This window comes from Streptomyces sp. CA-135486, assembly GCF_050936555.1.
Taxonomy (GTDB): Bacteria; Actinomycetota; Actinomycetes; order Streptomycetales; family Streptomycetaceae; genus Streptomyces.
Genome location: NZ_JBNJMM010000002.1, coordinates 3495285 through 3513267 on the forward strand (window position 1 = coordinate 3495285; position 17983 = coordinate 3513267).

Annotated in this window: 14 protein-coding genes; 9 read left to right on the forward strand and 5 right to left on the reverse strand. The window is 68.8% G+C overall.

Going from position 1 to position 17983, the window contains the following annotated elements:
- The first annotated feature begins 92 nt into the window (after window positions 1-92).
- The 4 genes from ACQEVG_RS35385 to ACQEVG_RS35400 all read left to right on the forward strand — a co-directional run bounded on the left by ACQEVG_RS35385 (window position 93) and on the right by ACQEVG_RS35400 (window position 7312).
- Window positions 93-1550 (forward strand): DUF1996 domain-containing protein, encoded by a 1458-nt coding sequence (locus ACQEVG_RS35385; RefSeq protein WP_432993126.1) that lies wholly within the window; start codon window positions 93-95, stop codon window positions 1548-1550.
- A 220-nt stretch (window positions 1551-1770) separates the two neighbouring features.
- Complete coding sequence (locus tag ACQEVG_RS35390) at window positions 1771-4566, forward strand: ATP-binding protein (RefSeq protein WP_432991584.1); 2796 nt, start codon at window positions 1771-1773, stop codon at window positions 4564-4566.
- 226 nt (window positions 4567-4792) lie between these two features.
- Window positions 4793-5887, forward strand: a complete 1095-nt coding sequence (locus ACQEVG_RS35395) for a terpene synthase family protein (RefSeq protein ID WP_432991586.1) — start codon at window positions 4793-4795, stop codon at window positions 5885-5887.
- A gap of 3 nt (window positions 5888-5890) precedes the next feature.
- Complete coding sequence (locus tag ACQEVG_RS35400; RefSeq protein WP_432991588.1) at window positions 5891-7312, forward strand: cytochrome P450; 1422 nt, start codon at window positions 5891-5893, stop codon at window positions 7310-7312.
- A 40-nt stretch (window positions 7313-7352) separates the two neighbouring features.
- On the opposite strand, the gene ACQEVG_RS35405 is transcribed toward ACQEVG_RS35400, so the two are convergent.
- A complete protein-coding gene (locus tag ACQEVG_RS35405) occupies window positions 7353-9455 on the reverse strand; it encodes a SpoIIE family protein phosphatase (protein ID WP_432991590.1) in 2103 nt (700 codons plus the stop codon).
- A 296-nt stretch (window positions 9456-9751) separates the two neighbouring features.
- Here ACQEVG_RS35405 and ACQEVG_RS35410 point away from each other — a divergent pair, with 296 nt between their 5' ends.
- Together ACQEVG_RS35410 and ACQEVG_RS35415 are read left to right on the forward strand one after the other, a co-directional pair.
- A complete protein-coding gene (locus tag ACQEVG_RS35410) occupies window positions 9752-10261 on the forward strand; it encodes a mycothiol transferase (protein ID WP_432991592.1) in 510 nt (169 codons plus the stop codon).
- Between the two features lie 174 nt (window positions 10262-10435).
- Complete coding sequence (locus ACQEVG_RS35415; RefSeq protein ID WP_432991594.1) at window positions 10436-11236, forward strand: intradiol ring-cleavage dioxygenase; 801 nt, start codon at window positions 10436-10438, stop codon at window positions 11234-11236.
- A gap of 85 nt (window positions 11237-11321) precedes the next feature.
- Here ACQEVG_RS35415 and hemC read toward each other — a convergent pair whose 3' ends face one another.
- Window positions 11322-12257: a hydroxymethylbilane synthase gene (gene hemC, locus ACQEVG_RS35420; protein WP_432991596.1), complete on the reverse strand. Its 936-nt coding sequence runs from the start codon at window positions 12255-12257 to the stop codon at window positions 11322-11324.
- Between the two features lie 200 nt (window positions 12258-12457).
- Here hemC and ACQEVG_RS35425 point away from each other — a divergent pair, with 200 nt between their 5' ends.
- Entirely contained in the window at window positions 12458-12799 is a 342-nt protein-coding gene (locus ACQEVG_RS35425; protein ID WP_432991598.1) for a hypothetical protein, read from the forward strand.
- 123 nt (window positions 12800-12922) lie between these two features.
- Here ACQEVG_RS35425 and ACQEVG_RS35430 read toward each other — a convergent pair whose 3' ends face one another.
- The 3 genes from ACQEVG_RS35430 to ACQEVG_RS35440 form a co-directional block, all read right to left on the reverse strand.
- Window positions 12923-13639, reverse strand: coding sequence for a CAP domain-containing protein (locus tag ACQEVG_RS35430; RefSeq protein WP_432991600.1), 717 nt, complete (start codon window positions 13637-13639; stop codon window positions 12923-12925).
- A 394-nt stretch (window positions 13640-14033) separates the two neighbouring features.
- The gene (locus ACQEVG_RS35435) at window positions 14034-14333 is read right to left on the reverse strand and encodes a hypothetical protein (protein WP_432991602.1); all 300 of its coding nucleotides are present in this window, start codon (window positions 14331-14333) and stop codon (window positions 14034-14036) included.
- Window positions 14334-14426: 93 nt separating this feature from the next.
- Window positions 14427-14795 carry a low affinity iron permease family protein gene (locus ACQEVG_RS35440; RefSeq protein WP_432991604.1) on the reverse strand — a complete coding sequence of 123 codons (369 nt, stop codon included), beginning with the start codon at window positions 14793-14795 and terminating at the stop codon, window positions 14427-14429.
- A 199-nt stretch (window positions 14796-14994) separates the two neighbouring features.
- On the opposite strand from ACQEVG_RS35440, the gene ACQEVG_RS35445 reads away from it, so the two are divergent.
- Both ACQEVG_RS35445 and ACQEVG_RS35450 read left to right on the forward strand, forming a co-directional pair.
- Window positions 14995-16779, forward strand: coding sequence for a hydrogenase maturation protein (locus tag ACQEVG_RS35445; RefSeq protein ID WP_432991606.1), 1785 nt, complete (start codon window positions 14995-14997; stop codon window positions 16777-16779).
- A gap of 60 nt (window positions 16780-16839) precedes the next feature.
- Window positions 16840-17928: a hydrogenase expression protein HypE gene (locus tag ACQEVG_RS35450; RefSeq protein ID WP_432991608.1), complete on the forward strand. Its 1089-nt coding sequence runs from the start codon at window positions 16840-16842 to the stop codon at window positions 17926-17928.
- The last annotated feature ends 55 nt before the right edge of the window (window positions 17929-17983 follow it).

Sequence of the window (17983 nt, forward strand, 5' to 3'; positions counted from 1 at the left end):
TGTGCGTTGAGCTGTGTTCTCGGCCCGACCGGTCGAGGCACAGTCCGACGCTGCCGAGGGGCAATGAAGCCCCCGGTATGCGACCACGAACAATGAGGGGCGGAGCCGTGAGGTACAGGCAGAGACACAAGCGGTCCAGATGGATCGGCGTGACAGTCGCCGCAGTGGCAGCGATGGCGGTGGGAGGCGGGGCTCTCCTGATGACCGACAACAACGCCTCGGCCGGTTCCGCGAATGCCACGCGCCAGGACGCCTGGGCACAGGCGCCGAAGACGATCAACTGTCCTGACGTCGCAGTCGGCTTGTCGAGCGTGCCGCAGCAGTCGCGGCCCACCGTCGACCAGGAACTGGCGCAGCTGGACAGCCAGGTCGCGGCGGCCTATGGGCAGCTCGCCGCGGGCGGCGCGAAAGCAGACCAGGACTGGGTGCGCACACGAGTGCTGGAGCCGCTGTCGTCCCAGCGCCGCCGCACGCTGGACCGTATCGCCGCCGAAATCTACCGGGCCTCGAACAGGCCGGACGGATGGAACTCGCTGGCCTCCTGCACTGTCAAGCGGGACGACGTGGCCCCCCTTGCGGCGTCCGGATCCCCCACCGGAACTCCGAGCGCCCCGGCTCCTGGTGCCTCCGCTCCGGCCGCGGGCGGAGCCGCAGCCGGTCAGGGGCAGGCCGGTCCCCGGAGGTCGGACTTCGTGAGCATCCGTACAGTCCGGCCCAATGTCGCCAACCCTCCTGTACAGCGCAATGGCTCCCGCGGCACCTTCCGTTCGCGCTGCGGGCGCAACGAGAACAAGCACTTCAACCCCGACAACGTGATCGTCGCCCCCGGGGTCAGCAACGGCGCCCACCACATGCACGACTACGTCGGCAATCTCGAGACCGACGCCTTCGCCAGCAATGACGACCTGGCCGCCGCTGGGACGACCTGCACCAACGGAGACCGCTCCACCCACTACTGGCCGGTCCTGCGACTGCGCAACGGAAAGAACGAGGCCGACGCGAACCTCCCCGGCGGAGGACAGGACGGCAACGTCGGACGCATTCTGCAGCCCGCTTCAGTGCAACTCACCTTCCGCGGCAGCCCCGTCAGCAAGGTGACCGCGATGCCCACCTTCCTGCGCATCATCACCGGCGATGCCAAGGCGTTCACCAACGGAACAGCCAACGCCAACGCCTCATGGAGCTGCACCGGCTTCGAGAACCGGCAGTTGAAGGACAAGTACCCGCTGTGTCCGCGGGGCAGCGATGTGGTGCGCACGTTCAAGTTCCAGAGCTGCTGGGACGGCAGGAACACCGACAGCGCGAACCACCGGACGCATGTGACCTTCGCCCGCGCCGACGGCTCGTGCCCCGAGGGATTCAAGGCCATCCCGCAGCTGGTCCAGCGGATCACGTACCGGGTTGCGCCCGGCTCGGTGTTCGCCGTCGACAGCTTCCCCGAGCAGTTGCACAAGCCGGTGACGGACCATGGCGACTTCATCAACGTGATGTCCTCGTCGCTGATGAGGAACGCGGTGAGCTGCATCAACAGCGGCCGGAGGTGCGGCTGACGCTCAGGACCCGGCACGGCGGACGCCTCGTTGCTGCCGGGTCCACCGCGGTGCGCCCGTTCGGTACACGCGTGGGAATCCGGACATTGTAGTGCCTGGCCACTCATGGGGAGTATCTACGTCACCTTTCTCTCACTAACTGCTATTCGGGGGATACGCTACGTGAAGAGCGAGGGAGAGATCGTCGACGTGCATGCTCACCGTCCCGGGAGGAAATCGGGTGGTCACGGATCGGTCCGGCAAGCAGCGAGCCGTAGCCCGGGCGGTGGACGACAAGCAGCGCGAGCGGGAGGCGCGGTTCGTTCCGAGAACCCTTGAGCGGGATGCCGAGCTGGTCACTGCCGAGTCGGCGGTGGACGCCGTGTGCGGCGGTTCGGCGACGGGTGCGGTGATCCCCTCCGTACGCTGCGGCGGACTGCTGGCGTTCACCGGCCCGGCCGGAGCGGGCAAGACGACCCTCCTTGAGGAGGTGCGTCGCCTCGCGGCCGAGCGGGACTGCACGGGGCTCTTCGCGAAGGCCGGCGAACAGGAGCAGAACCTGGCCTTTCACGTGGTGCGACAGCTGCTCCAGCCGCTGCTGGCCTCGTACTCCGAGAGCGAGCGCCGGGAAATGCTGGGCGACTGGTACGGCATCGTCGGTCCGTGTGTCGGCCTGTGTCCTGCCGCACAGGGCGCGGTGCCGGATCCGCAGGGCGTGCGGGACGGTCTGGACTGGGTGGTCACTCAGGTGGCCGTGCGGCGCGGCCCCTTGGTCCTGGTCGTCGACGACGCTCACTGGGCGGACGCGGAGTCCCTGACCTGGCTGACCTCCTTTGCCGGACGGGTCGAGGAACTGCCGGTCCTCGTGGCCGTCTCCTACCGTCCGGAGGAACTGCCCGATGAGGCCAGGGCGTTCGACGACATGGTCGGGCGGAACCGGGTGCGTCCGCTCGACCTGGCGCCGCTGACGCCGACCGCCGTCGCCGACGTGATGTGCGATGCACTGGGCACCGCGCCCGACGACGACTTCTGTCATGAAGCCTGGCTGGTCACCGGCGGCAATCCCTTCGAGACGGTCGAGCTGGCGGCGAAGGTACGTGACCGCCGGCTGGCCCCCAGGAAGGAGAACGCTTGCGCGCTGCGGGACCTTGCGGCCGAGATCAAGGGCGGCGGCGTGGCGGACCGGCTGGAGCAACTGGGCACGACCGCGGTGCGGCTGGCCTGGGCTGTGGCCGTCCTTGGTTCGGAGGCGACTTTCAGCATGGCCGCGTCCCTGGCGGCGCTGGGACCGGCCCAGGCCGCGGAAGCGACCGATGCGCTGCGGACCGAGCGGGTTCTGACGTACGGCATGAAGCCGGAGTTCGTCCATCCGCTGATCGCGACGGCGGTCTACCGGGCCATCCCGTCCGGGATGCGGGTGGCACTGCACGGCAAGGCCGCCTGGGAGCTCGTCGAGGCGGGCGAGGGCCCGGCCGCGGCGGCCCGACATCTGCTCGAGACACAGCCGGAGGGCGACGCCTGGGTGGCGGAGCAACTGCGCGACGCGGCCCGTGAGTATGTACGCCGCGGCGCTCCCGACGCGGCCCGGCGCTGTCTGAGCCGCGCACTGCGGGAGCCTCCGCCCGCGGGACTGCGGCCCATGGTGCTGCACGAACTCGGCGCCCCGGCACTGCTGCACGATCCGACGGTGACGGTGAACCACTTGCGGGCCGCGTTGGAGGAGCCGGATCTGCCGCCCGAATTGCGGCAGAGCATCGTGATCCGTCTCGGGCGGGCGCTGTCGTACTGCGACCGGCTCTCGGAGGCGGCGGAGGTGGCGATGGGGGAGGTCCGCATCGCCACGGACTCGCGAGTACGCCTGCGCATGCTCATGGAACACTTCATGATGTCGGCGTTCACCTCCGACGACCGGGAGGCCCCGGTCCTGTCGCGCCGGCTCAGCCACCTCACCCGGCGGCTCTCCGGGGAGAGCCAGACCGAGCGCTATCTCTACGGGCTGCGCGCATGGGACGCGATGGTGCGCGGCGAACCGGTGGCGACCGCCCTGGAGTTCGCGGAGCGGGCGCTGGGCCGCGACGGGATGAGCTGGACGGACGAGCAGTGGGGCTTCGAAGTCCCGTCCCTGGTGGCCCTCACCTTCCTTTACTGCGACCGCCCGGACCGGGCCGAGGAGCTGTACGCGGGAGCCATCGCGGAGTATGAACAGCAGGGCTGGCGCGGGGTGCACCTCTCGCTCGGCCACAGCCTGCTCGGGTACATCCGGCTCTGCAAAGGCCGGCTCACCGATGCCGAGGAGTTCGCACGCGCCGGGCTGCAGCTCGCGGACCGACTGGGGCCCGCGGGCATCCATGCGCAGTGGTACGCGATGTCGGGCCTGATCGAAATCCTGATCGCCCGCGGGGAGACCGAGGCTGCCCAGCAGCTCGCGGTGGAACGCCGGTTCGGCAAGCCGTTCCCGTCGGCCGTGACCCTTCCCGACGCCGAGACGGTCCACGGGGAGCTGCTGTTGGCGCGGGGCAGGCACAAGGAGGCTGCTGAGGAGCTGGCCGCGGTGGGCAGCCGCCTCGACCTGCGCGGTATGCGCAATCCGGCGTGGTGCCCGTGGCTGCCCCATCTCGCGCTGGCCACCCGGACGACGGATGCCGGGCGAGCGCTGGAGCTGGCGCAGGAGGCACTGCGCCGCGCCGAACGCTTCGGTACGGCAACGGCGGTGGGCAAGGCGCTGTGTGCACTCGCCCGGGTGACGAACGGGCCCGGGGAGATCGCCCTGCTGCGGCGTGCCGTCACCCGGCTGGAGTTGGCGCCGTCGCCGTACGAACTGGCGGTCGCTCTGGTCGAGCTCGGCGGCGCGCTGCGCCGTGCCGGACTTCTCTCGCAGGCTTCTGAGCCCCTGCACCGTGGTGTGGATCTGGCCGGTCAGTGCGGGGCCGGAGGCGTTGCGGCACGGGCGCGCGACGAGCTGGTGGCGGCGGGACTGAGGCCGCGCCGCCTGGAGGTGGTACGGCGGGGGCCCCTTAGCGGAGCGCCATCCGCGTAGTCAACGGCGCACGGTAGCCCGTGCAGGCCATGCCGTGCACCACATCGTTGGCCATGGTACGCCAGGGGCGGCATCGCCGGTTTCTGCCGGCGCCGAGTGGTGAAGCATCAAGGGCGAACGAAGGGGCCCTTGCTGTCCTGCGGGCCGCTCCCGCCCAACTCCGCCTTCTGCGAGCTCTGGTGGGCCGTCCCGACCTGACCGAGGAGCCCGCTTCTATGAGGACGTTATGACCGAATTTTTCCTGCCCGAGCTGCCTCGGCTGCTTCCGGTGGCGTACCACCCCAAGGCGGCGCAGATCGAGTTCCGTTCGAACGGCTGGGTGGGTAGCCGACTCGGCGAATGCTTCGCGAGTGAGGAGGACCTGCTGTGCTTCCTGCGTCAGCGGAACGGACTGTACGGGCCACTGACCGTGCCGTACGCCGATGAGCGGCGGGCGCTCGATGTCGCCGACTGGTACCAGTACGTCACCGTCATCGACAGCCTTGTTTCGGACCGCTCGGCGCTGGGAGCCGATGAGGCCAGTGCCCGCGACGTGTTCGCCGGAATCATGGACGACTTCCACGGTGACGGTGGCGGGAACGAGACATTTCCCTACGGCGTGGCGGGCAAGGAGCTGTGGCGTCGGATCAGCCCCGGGCTCGCTCCCGGACAGATACGAAGGTTCGCGGGTGCTCTCGAAGCCTTTCTGCGCGGGTGCGTCACCGAGATCCGTTTCAAGCTGACGGAGCGGGTGCCGGACTACGAGACCTGTATGACGGTGCGCCAGGACAGTTTCGGCTGCGACTTCATCCGGTTGATGACCGAATATGCGGCCGGCGTCGACATGACCGGACACGATCGGCTGCTCGCGGACGTACACACGCACTGCATGCGACAGATGATCACCGTCAACGACCTGCTCTCATGGCGCAAGGAGCATGCCCAGGACGACAGGATGACGGTGGCTCGCGTGCTGATCGAGCGCGAGGGACTCGGTCTGCAGCAGTGCGTCGACCGCCTTCGTGAGCTGGTCGATCACCATGAGAGGGCCTACATCGCGGCTCGCGACCAGGTGCTGAACGGTCCACACGGAACGCGCGCGGACATGCGGGCGTATCTGAACGGCCTGGACCATCTGATCGGCGGCAGTGCGGAGTTCGAGTACCTCACGCCCCGCTACTTCGGCGACGGCTACGTCTGGGACGGCTCCACCTCGGGCTGGATCAGCCTCACCGCTCCCGTCACCCGATTCCGGACACGACCCACCGCCGATGCCGATGTCGATACGGATGTCGAAAGCAGCGGGCCGCAGGCAGCGACACCCTGCATGACGAGGAGTTGAAGAGTGGCAGACACCGCACGTGTACGGCCGAGGACCCAGCCTTCGTCGACCGCCACGGCTGCGCCGTCGACGAACGGCAAAGCTCCCGGCCGGCTCCCCGTTCTCGGCCATGCGATTCCTCTGCGACGCCATCCGCTGGAGTTCTTGGCCGCCCTGCCCACACACGGCGACCTGGTCGAGATCCGTCTCGGCCCTCAGCCTGCCTACGTGGCCTGCCACCCCGAGCTCGTACGGGAGGTCCTGCTCAACCCGCGCACCTACGACAAGGGCGGCCCGCTGTTCGACAAGGTCCGGCCCCTTGTGGGCAACGGCCTGTTCACCGCCGCGTGGGCGGATCACCGATTGCAGCGCAGGCTGGTGCAGCCCGCCTTCCACCCCGGCCGGATGGCGTCGTACGCAGCCGTGATGTGCGAAGAGATCGATGGCATGCTCGGTTCCTGGCAGGAAGGCCGTGCCATCGACTTCGGCGCCACGCTGCATGCGCTGACGGTCCGGGTCACCACACGAACGCTGTTCTCCACCACCATCGGTGGCCGGGCCGTTGCCGACGTACAGCATTGTCTGCCCATCCTCCTTCGGGGCATCTACCAGCGGATGACCTCGCCGGTCGGTCTCCTGGAGAGACTGCCCACACCGCAGAACAGGCGCTTCGAGCAGGCACGCGGGAGGCTGCGCGCAGTCATCGACGAGACGGTCCAGGGCTGTCGGCGGTCGGGGGCGGACCATGGGGACCTGCTGTCGACCCTGGTCGGCGCCCGGGACGAGGAGAGCGGTGAGCGCTTCACCGATGACGAACTCCGCGACCAGGTGCTGACCTTGCTGATTGCCGGCACCGAGACCACCGCGAGCGTCCTGGGATGGGCCTTCCACCTCCTGGCGCGATACCCCGAGGCCGAGAAGCAGTTGCACGACGAAGCCGACCGCGTCCTCGATGGCCGACTGCCTGCCTTCGCCGATCTGTCCGCCCTGGACTTCGCCCGACGTGTCCTCACCGAGACGCTGCGCCTCTACCCGCCGGCCTGGCTGATCAGCCGGATGGTCACCGTCGAGACGGAACTCGCCGGGCAAAGGCTGAAGCCGGGCGCGAGCGTCCTGTACAGCCCCTACCTCCTGGGCCGCAATCCCGGCCTCTTCCCCGATCCCGATCGTTTCGACCCCGACCGCTGGCTTCCTGAACGGGCGGCATCAGTGCCCCGTGGCGCGATGGTGCCTTTCGGCGGTGGCAGCCGCAAATGCATCGGTGACGTCTTCGGCCAGGCCGAGGCGACCCTGGCTCTCGCCGCCATCAGCTCGCGCTGGCAGCTCCGTCCCGTGCCCGGGACGACGGTGCGGCCGAAGCCGGAAGCGGCCCTTGGCACGGGTCCCGTCTGCATGCTGCCGCAACCTCGCCGCCTCGGGGCAGGCTCGGAGCGCCCGGACCCCTGACGCCGACGCGCTCGCCGCTCGGGCTTGAGCCGGGCGGGCTTCAGGTCGCAGTCGTCGCCCCGGTCTCGGGACGGGGCCGGGCCCGGGCGATGAGCAGGGCCACATCGTCGTGGTCTCCCGGCCGGCGCAGCGCATTCAGAAGCAGGTCGCAGGTCTCGTCCAGGGATCGCTGAGGCTTTGCGAGGAGAGCAAGAAGATCGTCCAGACGCTCATCGATGGCCAGGTCGCGGGTCTCGACCAGGCCATCGGTGTAGAGGACGAGTTCGTCGCCGGGGTGCAGAGCGACGGTGGTGGTGTGGAACTCGACGTTTCCGACGCCGAGCGGGGCGCCGCTGGGGAGATCGAGAAGTTCGGGGAGCCGGCCGGGCCGTACCAGAGCGGGCGGCAGGTGTCCGGCGCTGGAGATGAGGCACTCGCTCCGGTGAGGGTCGTAGACGGCGTAGATGCAGGTGGTGATGGTCTGCCCCATGCGGTCGGTGATGCGGTCGAGGTGGCGCTGGACTTGGGCTGGGTCGAGGTCGAGTTCGGCCAGGGTGCGGGTGGCGGTGCGGAGTTGACCCATGGTGGCGGCGGCGCTGATACCGCTGCCCATGACGTCGCCCACAACGAGCGCGGTCTTGTCGCCCGTCAGCGGGATCACGTCGAACCAGTCGCCGCCGACTTCACTGGCGGCCTCGGCGGGCTGGTAGCGGTAGGCGATCTCCAGGCCGGGTTGGTCCGGTGGCTGCTGGGGGAGAAGGCTGCGCTGGAGGGTGAGAGCGGTGTTACGCACCTGCCGGTACCAGCGGGCGTTGTCGATGCACACCGCGGCCCGCGCGGCGAGCTCGCCGGCCAGGACCTCGTCGTCGGCGTTGAAAGGCTCCGGGTTGTGGGTGCGCTTCAGGTCCAGGGCGCCGAGGACTTCGCCGCGAGCGATCAACGGCACGGCCAGGTAGGAGTGCACGCCCGCGTCCGCCAGCAACGCGGCGGCTTCGGGACTGCGAGCGATACGCGACAGATCGTCGTGCTGCACTCGCGATACGCGGACGGGGCGACCGGTGTTCACGCAGTGGGTGACCAGCCGGTCGGCCTCGTACTGGGCAACCTCACCGGGCTGATCAGCCGCGCGTAGGGCGTCGGTGGAATGCGAGGCGGCCACGGCGAGAGCGCGGAATACCGCGGGGCCTTCGTGTATCACGGTGGCTGAGCGCCCGTTGAGGACGCTGTCGAGGACATCCACCGCGGCCACGTCGGCCAGCTCGGGCACCGAGACCGCGGCGAGTTCACGGGCAGTCTGGTCGAGGTCGAGCGTGGTGCCGATGCGTATGGATGCGTCGGCGACGAGCGCGAGGCGCTGCCGGGCCCGGGCGGCCTCGGTCGTGGCCACATGCCGCTCGGTGATGTCTACGACGGAGGTGGCCAGCCCCAGCACTTTCCCATTGGAGGACTCCAGCCGGTAGAAGGAGACCGACCAGGCGTGCTCTCGGTCCGGGTCGGCAGGGGTGCGCGCCACGGACTCGCGATCAAGGATCGGGATGCCGGTGGCGAGGACCTCGCGCATGGCGGCCTCGATGGCCTCGGCGTCCAAGAAGGGCAGCGCCTCACGGACATGTCGGCCAACATGCTCGGCGGCGGGCATGCCGTTGATGCGCTCCAGCGCCGGGTTGACCATGACGTACCGCAGATCGGTGTCCACGACCGCCAGCCCTATGGGGGACTGGGAGAACAGCCGGGTGGACAGCGCCAGGTCTCGCTCCACCCTCCGCAATGTCGTTTGCTCGGTGGCCAGGCCCAGGGCGTAGAAGTCCTTGTGGTCGTCCTCCAACCGCATATTGCGGAACTCCACCAGCATGGTGCTGCCGTTCTTGTGCCGCACGGGAAAGACACCCGTCCAGCCCTCCCCGCCCGCCATGACCTCGGTGAACCATCGGCGCACCAGTTCCATGTGCTTGTCGTGCACCAGCAGGCGACCCGCGTTCCGGCCGAGTGCCTCGTCGGCGGCATACCCGAACAACTCCGCGGCCTGGGGACTCCACAGCACGATCCGGCCATCCGCATCCAGCACCACGGCGGCGACGCTCAGCACATCCAGGAGGCCGCCCGGCTCGGACCTGCCTTCCCCGGACCGGGTGGGGTCGGCCGGGAATGACTCGATTGCACTCATCCCAGGCCCTCCGTCCGCCTGCCGCCATCCCTGCCCAGTGCCGACTCCGCCCCGGGCGCCGCCTGCCGCACCCGATCACTCCCATCGTCCACTGTCCTGGCCGAGACCGTACCCATGCCGAGCCCGGTACTTCGCGCGTGCCCGCCCGAGCAGGAAATATGGCTCAGCTACGGCGCCGCCACGGACCAGGCCCCTCTCGGCCATTCTGGCGGCTCTGCGGGGACAGCGCGTAGTGGTTGCCCAATGACGCGTGTCGTGACGCGATCACTTGAAGACGCCGTGCCAAGGATTCGTGTATGAACAGCGCAGATTTGCTGGCGGACGCGTTCGAGCGCGTCCGGGAGGCAGTCCATGCCGCGGTCGAGGGGCTGTCGCCGGATGACCTGAATGCCCGGCTGGACGCCGACGCGAATTCGATCGCCTGGCTCGTGTGGCATCTGACGCGCATCCAGGACGATCACATGGCCGATGCGGCCGCAGTGGAGCAGGTCTGGTTCTCCCAGGGCTGGGCGGATCGTTTCGAGCTGCCCTTTCCCAGGGGAGCCACAGGGTTCGGGCACTCCAGCAAGCAGGTCGCCGCGGTGCGGGTCCAGTCCGCCGAGCTGCTGCTCGGCTACTACGACGCTGTCCACGAGCAGACTCTGCGGTTCGTCCACGGCCTCGACGACGCGGCGCTCGACAGCGTTGTGGACGAGTCCTGGTCCCCGCCGGTCACCCTGGGTGTCCGTCTGATCAGCGTCCTGGCGGACGACCTGCAGCACGTGGGACAGGCGGCATTCGTCCGAGGTCTGGTGGAGCGCCGATAGGGAGCGGGGAGCAGAGCCACGCCTCGCGTACGCGCCCCCCGCACCCGTCGTCCGCCATACCGGTGGCCCATGAGACCCGGCTCCCGATCGCGAATCCCTGTACAGTCAGAGAATCGTTTGTGGCCAAAAGATGACCTTGTCATGGGCATGTCGGCCCACCTATCTTCTCGGGTCATGAGTGAATCCCCCCACCCCCAGAGCGAGCCGTCCAACGGCCGCGAGAGCTCATCCCGGCGCGCAGTCCTCACCGGCCTCGGCGCCACCGCACTGTCACTGGCCGCCGCAGGACTCGTGGCCCCCGAAGCCCTCGGCGCGAGCCCGCAGGGCAAGACATCGGCACCGGCGGCAACCCAGCTCGAAGCCGCATGCGTGCTGACTCCCGAGCAGACGGAAGGTCCCTACTACCTGGACCTGGAGACGGTCCGCAAGAACATCACCGAGGGCAAGGCCGGTGTGCCGCTCACCCTGCGCACGACGGTGATCGACACCAGAACCTGCGCCCCGATCCCCGATGTCGCCGTCGACATCTGGCAGTGCGACGCGGTCGGGATCTACTCCGGCTACGTCGCCGGCGGGTCGACCCCGGACACCACCTTCCTGCGCGGTGTGCAGCTCACCAACTCCAGCGGCGTCGCCGAGTTCACCACCATCTACCCCGGCTGGTACGTCGGCCGCGCCCTGCACATCCACCTCAAGACGCACGTCGGCGGCGCCGTCTCCGGCGGTACGTACGAGGGCGGCCACGTCTCCCACACCGGCCAGCTGTACTTCCCCGAGAACTACAACACCCAGGTCGCCGCCCTCACCCCGTACCGGACCAACACCGCCCGCCGCACGCTCAACTCCCAGGACGGCATCTACCGCAACGGTGGGTCGTCCACCCTGCTCGGTATCACTTTGGTCGGCAGCACGCTCAGCCAGGGCGTCATCGGCACAGTGATCCTCGGCATCAATCCCACCGTGACAAAACCCTGAGAGATTCGCTGACCGGAGGATCAGCTCGTGACAGCGCGGCCGTCCCCCAGCGGCTGCGCTGTCCCATGTGCGGTGGAGGCCCCCGTCAGTGCGCGATCGAGTCGATCAGCTCCCGTGCACCCTGGCGCAGGAGCGAGACGGCGACGGAGGTGCCGAGGGTGGCCGGGTCGAGAGGGCCCGCCCACTCGTGTGCGTTGAGGACGGTCTTCCCGTCGGGGGTGAACACGCAGGCCCGAAGGGAGAGGTCGCCATTGCGCCCGGCCTTGGCGTACCCGGCGATCGGGCTGTTGCAGTGGCCCTGCAGGACGTGGAGGAACATGCGCTCCGCGGTGGCCTCGCGGTGGGCATCGGGGTCGCCGAGGCCGCTGACCGTATCGATCAGCTCGGTGTCGCCCTCGCGACACTGGAGCGCCAGGATGCCCGCGCCGATCGGTGGGCACATCACCTCGGGCGCAAGGATTTCGCTGATCACGTCCGTACGGGCGATGCGTTCCAGGCCGGACACCGCCAGGAGCAGCGCGTCGGCCTCGCCCGCGGCGAGCTTGTCCAGGCGGCGGTTGGCGTTGCCGCGCATCGGGACGCAGATAAGCCGCGGGTGCGAGGCGGCGAGTTGGGCGATGCGGCGTACGGACGAGGTCCCGATTCTCGTGCCGGCCGGGAGCTGATCGAGGGTGAGCCCGTCGGGATGGATGAGGGCGTCGCGGATGTCGTCGCGCTTGAGGAACGCTGCGAACGTCGTACCGGCCGGCAGGGGCCGGTCGGCGGGCACGTCCTTGACGCAGTGCACCGCCAGATCGGCCTCGCCGGCGAGCAGAGCCGCGTCGACCTCCTTGGTGAACGCCCCTTTGCCTTCGACCTGAGAGAGGTCGCCCATCCACTTGTCGCCGGTCGTCTTGACGGCGACGACCTCGGTGCGGATGCCGGGATGGAGGGCGGCCAGTTCGCTGCGCACGCGCTCCACCTGGGCGAGCGCCATGGGCGAGTCCCGGGAGACGATGCGGATCAGTTCAGGGGTGGACATGGTCTCCACGATAGAGCGTCAGGTCTGCCCTTCCAGCACCGAAGCCGACCGCCATCTCAGCCCTGTGGAAAGCGTGTTGGGGCATCGGGCACCTGTGCGATGGAGTCACCGCACGCGAGAGGGCGCGGAGTCCGACTGTGTGACGGTGCTTCGTCTTGACGCCGTGCCGTTTGAACCTGGACGTTTTGAACGTCATGGCCATGGACTACTACCGCGGCATCGACTACGGCGACGCCGCGGTACAGGCGGCGCAGAGCACCTTCACCCAGCTGAAGTCGCTGTACCCGGCCAGGATCGACGCCCAGCTGTGGGCGTTGGTCGGCGTGACGCCGATGCTCGGCCAGAACGACGACGGACGCATCTACGACCAGGCCGACGCACGTCAGCTGGTCCCCTTCGCACAGGGCAAGCGCCTTGGAGAGCTTGCCTTCTGGGTGACGACACGCGACCGCAACGCGTGCACGGGCGCCCCCTACATGTGCACGAACATCCCGCAGTCTCCATACGAGTTCTCGAGGATCTTCGCGGCCTACACCGGCTGACGCCTGGCATTCCGTTCCTGGCAGCGTGATGAGGCGCCCCGGTCCCGGCGGGGACCGGGGCGCTTCGGAGTCCATGCCCGCGGGCCGCGGAGCCGGCCGTGGTTGCCGGACTCGTTGTGCTCGCTATCGGGCCGCTGCGAAGTCCTGCGTCCAGTAACTGCCGGGCTGCGCGAGGCCGACGCCGATCTCCTTGAACGAGCAGTTGAGGATGTTGCGCTTGTGGCCGGGGCTGGCCATCCAGCCCGCCATCACGCTCTCGGGTGTGGTGTACCCGTAGGCGACGTTCTCGCCGTAGGTGCTCCAGCTGTAACCGGCACGCTGGATCCGGTCGCCCGGAGATGATCCGTCGGAGCCCGTGTGGGACATGTTGCGATGGGCTGCCATGTCCTTGCTGTGATCCTGAGCGGCCTTTGCCAGTTTCGCGTCCACGACCAGCGGTGCGCACCCGACCTTGCTGCGCTCGCTGTTGACGAGTTGCACGATGCGGGCCGAAAACCCGGAAGCCGGGGCAGTGGTTTTCGGAGCGCTCGGAGCCGCAGTGGTTTTCCGGGCGCTGGGAGCCGCGGTGGTTTTCGGGGCCCTGGGAGGCGTGGTGGTTTTCGAAGCGCTCGGAGTCGCGGTGGGCTTCTTCGATGCTCGCGCAGTCGGCTTCGGGCCCCAATGGGCTTCGGTCCATCGGTGATCGGAGCGGGCACCCTTCCAATGTCCGTAGGACTGACTGCCCCCGTTCTCCTGGTGGTCCAGACAGGCCATGGCGACGGAGGGCACACCCACGGCGCCTATGGCGACGGCAGCGATGGTGATCTGCCGGTAGCGCGACTTCCTGCGATGCTTCCTCATGCGTGACCTCACTCGCTGATCGCGGAGCGTCCCTGAGTGGCCGGCTCGGCACAGACCATGCCTGAGCTGCGGAGACGCCTTGCGGGCCGTCATTCTTAGGACCGCGGCGGGCACAAGGCAACGGGGGTTAGTACTACCCCGGCTAGTAGTAGTGGAGGCCTCTTGCAATAGGCGCACAGTCGTGCTTGTCCGACCCAGGGGGGCTTCACGGGAAGTTCTGTCGCTCCGTCAGAAGTCCCTATGCACCCCATGGGCGGGCGAAAGGGCCGAGCGGATCGAATGCCGTCAAACGCCGTGCGGGATATGTCCAATTCAAGATGGACAAATCTCTTATGTCGCCGGAGTGTCATCTACTATCCAGCGGCCTCAGAACATGAAGTCGATGTGACGGTTGTCATGAGGCCGCGGGTTCGAGCACCATGATCCCCACCGCGGATGGCCGGGGGCGGAGTGCCGGACCCGGCTGGATCTCCTGGACGAAGGGCGGAACCTCGTCGCAGTGCGGTCCTTCCGACCCGGCCACGGCCAGTCGCTCCACCGGCGCCCCGGTACCGCGCTCGACGTCGCCAGTCAGGTGGCCGAGCCGGCCTTCCGCCAACAGCGCTGCGTGGACGGTCCGTTTGGTAGCGATCAGCCGCAGCCCCCATGCGTCAGGGGCGTCCTCACGCCAGTCGGCGTACGCCCGCCACCTCATTCAAACGACGGGCCACGGCGTACCTTCGATTGCGGTTTTTGTGATCATGTCGGGTCCGGCGCGCCTCAGGGGGCTCTAAGCCAGTCGTATCCGTCAGGTCTCCTCTTCGACGCGGATCGCCTTCCTGAGGTCGTCGAAGGCCTGGCCGGTTTTCCCTTCCTGCATCTCCAGCAGCGCTGCGGCGATGGCGTCGAGCTTGCGCTGGATCGCCCGCTCGGCCCGCCGTTCCGCGTTCTTGAGCAGGGCCAGGAGCAGCAGGGCGACGGCAGTCATCGAGTCTCCGGCGAGCAGCAGCCACTCGGACGGAAGTTTTACGGCGTGTGCGATGGCGGCGGCGGCCACCACGGCCAGGCAGAAGCCGAAAAAGGCCGGTGAGCTGGTGAAGTTCGAGGCGTGCTCCGCCAGCTGGGCGAACCATCCGCGCTTGTCGCCACCTCGGTCGGCGGGGTGCTGAAGAGTCATACGACGTGCCTACCCGACCCGTGGAGACCATGCGCGCCGGCCGCGACCGGTAGGACCCAAACCGCCGGGTGGCGGTCATTATGTCCGCTTTAGGGTGACCCCGCGGCTCCGCGTCGGCCATTGCCGGTCAGGCGTACTCGACGATCACAGGCGGCCGGGGGAGTCCCTGCCGGAGACGTTGCTCGCTGGGAGGACTGCCTTGCACATCCTGCTCGTCGCCGGCGCGTTCAACAGCCTCACCCAGCGGCTCCACGCCGAACTGGGGGACCGCGGTCACACCGTGGCGGTGGAACTCGCACTGCACGAGGAGTCCCTGCCGGACGCCGTACGCCGGCACGAGCCGCAGCTCGTCGTCGCGCCGATACTGAAGACGGCCATCCCTCGCGAGGTGTGGTCCGCGCACACGTGTCTCGTCGTCCACCCGGGACCCGTGGGCGACCGTGGGCCCTCGTCCCTCGACTGGGCGATTCACGAGAACGCCGGCCAGTGGGGCGTGACCGTCCTGCAGGCCAATGCGGAGATGGACGCAGGCGACATCTGGGCCTCGGTCGCCTGCCCGATGCCGCCGCTGTCCAAGAGCGACGTGTACCGCGGTGAGGTGTCCGACGCCGCGGTGGCGGCCGTACTGCTGGCGGTGGAGCGGTTCGCCGCAGGGACGTACACACCCCAGGCGCAGACCGCCGAGAGCGGGCGAGGAACCGGCCGCACCCGGCCATATCTCGATCAGAGCGTCCGGCGGATCGACTGGGCTTCGGAGCCCACCGAGGCGATCGCCCGCAAGCTGCGCGCCGCGGACTCGCAGCCCGGCGTACTGGACGAACTGCTCGGCGACGAGTGGTACTTGCACGGGGGCCACCCCGAGGACGAACTGCGCGGGCAGCCCGGCGAACTGCTCGCCACCAGAGCCGGGGCGGTCTGCAGGGCGACGACGGACGGCGCCGTGTGGATTCCCGAGCTGCGGGCCCGGCGCAGGCCCGGGCAGCCCGCCACGTTCAAGCTGCCTGCCGTTCAGGCGCTGGCCGGCAGGCTGCCCTCCCTGCCGGAGCGTCCCGCGCCCCTGCGTCCGGACGCGCAGCGCAGTACCTGGACCGACATCAGCTACCGGGAAGAGCGCAACGTCGGCTTCCTCTCGTTCTCGTTCCCCGGCGGCGCGATGAGCACCACGCAGTGCCGTCGTCTGCTTGCGGCCTACCGGGATGCCTGCTCGCGTCCCACCTCGGTGCTGGTGCTCGGCGGCAGCAGGGTCTTCTCCAACGGCATCCACCTCAACGTCATCGAGGCGGCCGAAGACCCCGGTGCGGAGTCCTGGGCCAACATCAACGCCATCGACGACCTGGTCGAGGCCGTCCTGACGACCACGGACCGGCTGGTGGTCTCCGCGGTCGGCGGGCATGCCGGTGCGGGCGGGGCGATGCTCGCACTCGCGGCGGACGAGGTGTGGTGCAGATCGGGCGCCGTGCTGAATCCGCACTACCGCCTGATGGGGCTGTACGGCTCGGAGTACTGGACGTACACGCTCCCGCGTCGCGTCGGGGCGGCGGTGGCCGAGCGTCTGACGCGCCAGGCTCTGCCGGTGAGCGGGACGGCCGCGCAGCGGCTTGGCCTCGTCGACCGGCTGATCGAATGCACCCCACAGGACTTCACCGAAGAGGTCGGCCGGCTCGCCGGGCACCTCGCGTCGCTGCCCGCGGTCCAGTCACGGATCGCTGCGAAGAAGGCGGAACGGGACCGCCAGGAGAGTCTCAAGCCGCTCGCTGCCTTCCGCGAGGAGGAGCTGGCCCGCATGCTGGCGACCTTCTCCGACCCGCGCGCCCCGTACCACGCCTTGCGACGCGCATTCGTCCTCAAGGAGAAGCCCCTGCGTACGCCGCCGCACCTGGATGTACCCGCGCCCCGGGGGAGAGCGAGGGATCAGCCCCGGCCGGAAGCCCGCGTCACTGGACCGGACCTCGAAAACTCGGCTCCGGCACCGGATGCCTGCTAGCAAGAAGGGTGGGTTCACAATGCGGACTTTCAACTCATACCTCCCCGAGAGGGCGCTCCGATGAATGCAGCCACGCCGACCGCAGCCGACGCCACGGACGCCACCGGGGCGCCCGCCGACGACGCTTCCCCCATCCACATCCTCTGGATCAACGCCGGACTGAGCTGCGACGGTGACTCGGTCGCGCTGACGGCAGCGATGCAGCCGAGCATTGAGGAGATCGTCACCGGCGCGCTGCCCGGCCTGCCGAAGATCGCCGTGCACTGGCCCCTGATCGACTTCGAATGCGGTCCGGTCGGGGGTGCGGACACGTTCATCGAATGGTTCTTCAAGGGCGAGCGCGGTGAGATCGACCCCTTCGTTCTGGTGATCGAGGGGTCCGTCCCCAACGAGGCGATCAAGCCGGAGGGCTACTGGTGCGGCTTCGGCGACAATCCGGAAACCGGCCAGCCGATCACCACCAGTGAGTGGATCGACCGGCTCGCTCCCAAGGCGCTGGCCGTCGTCGCCATTGGCACGTGTGCCACCTACGGCGGCATCCACTCCATGGCCGGCAACCCGACCGGCGCGATGGGCGTGCCCGACTACCTGGGCTGGGACTGGACGTCCAAGGCCGGCATCCCGATCGTGTGCGTGCCCGGCTGCCCGATCCAGCCCGACAACTTCTCCGAAACTCTGACCTACCTGCTCTACCAGGCGGCAGGCGCGGCTCCGATGATCCCCCTGGACGACAAGCTCCGGCCGACCTGGCTGTTCGGAGCCACCGTGCACGAGGGGTGCGACCGGGCCGGCTACTACGAGCAGGGACAGTTCGCGGAGGCCTACGACTCGCCCAAGTGCCTGGTCAAGCTCGGCTGCTGGGGTCCCGTCGTCAAGTGCAACGTCCCCAAGCGCGGCTGGATGAGCGGAATCGGCGGCTGCCCGAACGTCGGTGGCATCTGCATCGCCTGCACCATGCCGGGATTCCCGGACAAGTTCATGCCGTTCATGGACGAACCGCCCGGCGCCAGGGTCTCGAGCGCGGCGAGCGGAGCGTACGGGGCGGTGATCCGCAGGCTGCGGTCCATGACGCTCAAGACCGTGGACAAGGAGCCGAAGTGGCGCCACACGGGTCAGAAGCTGACCACCGGCTACCGGCCGCCCTGGTGATCCTCCATCTCATCCGAACCAGACCTCTCCGCGCGATCCGACCTCCCGCTTGAAG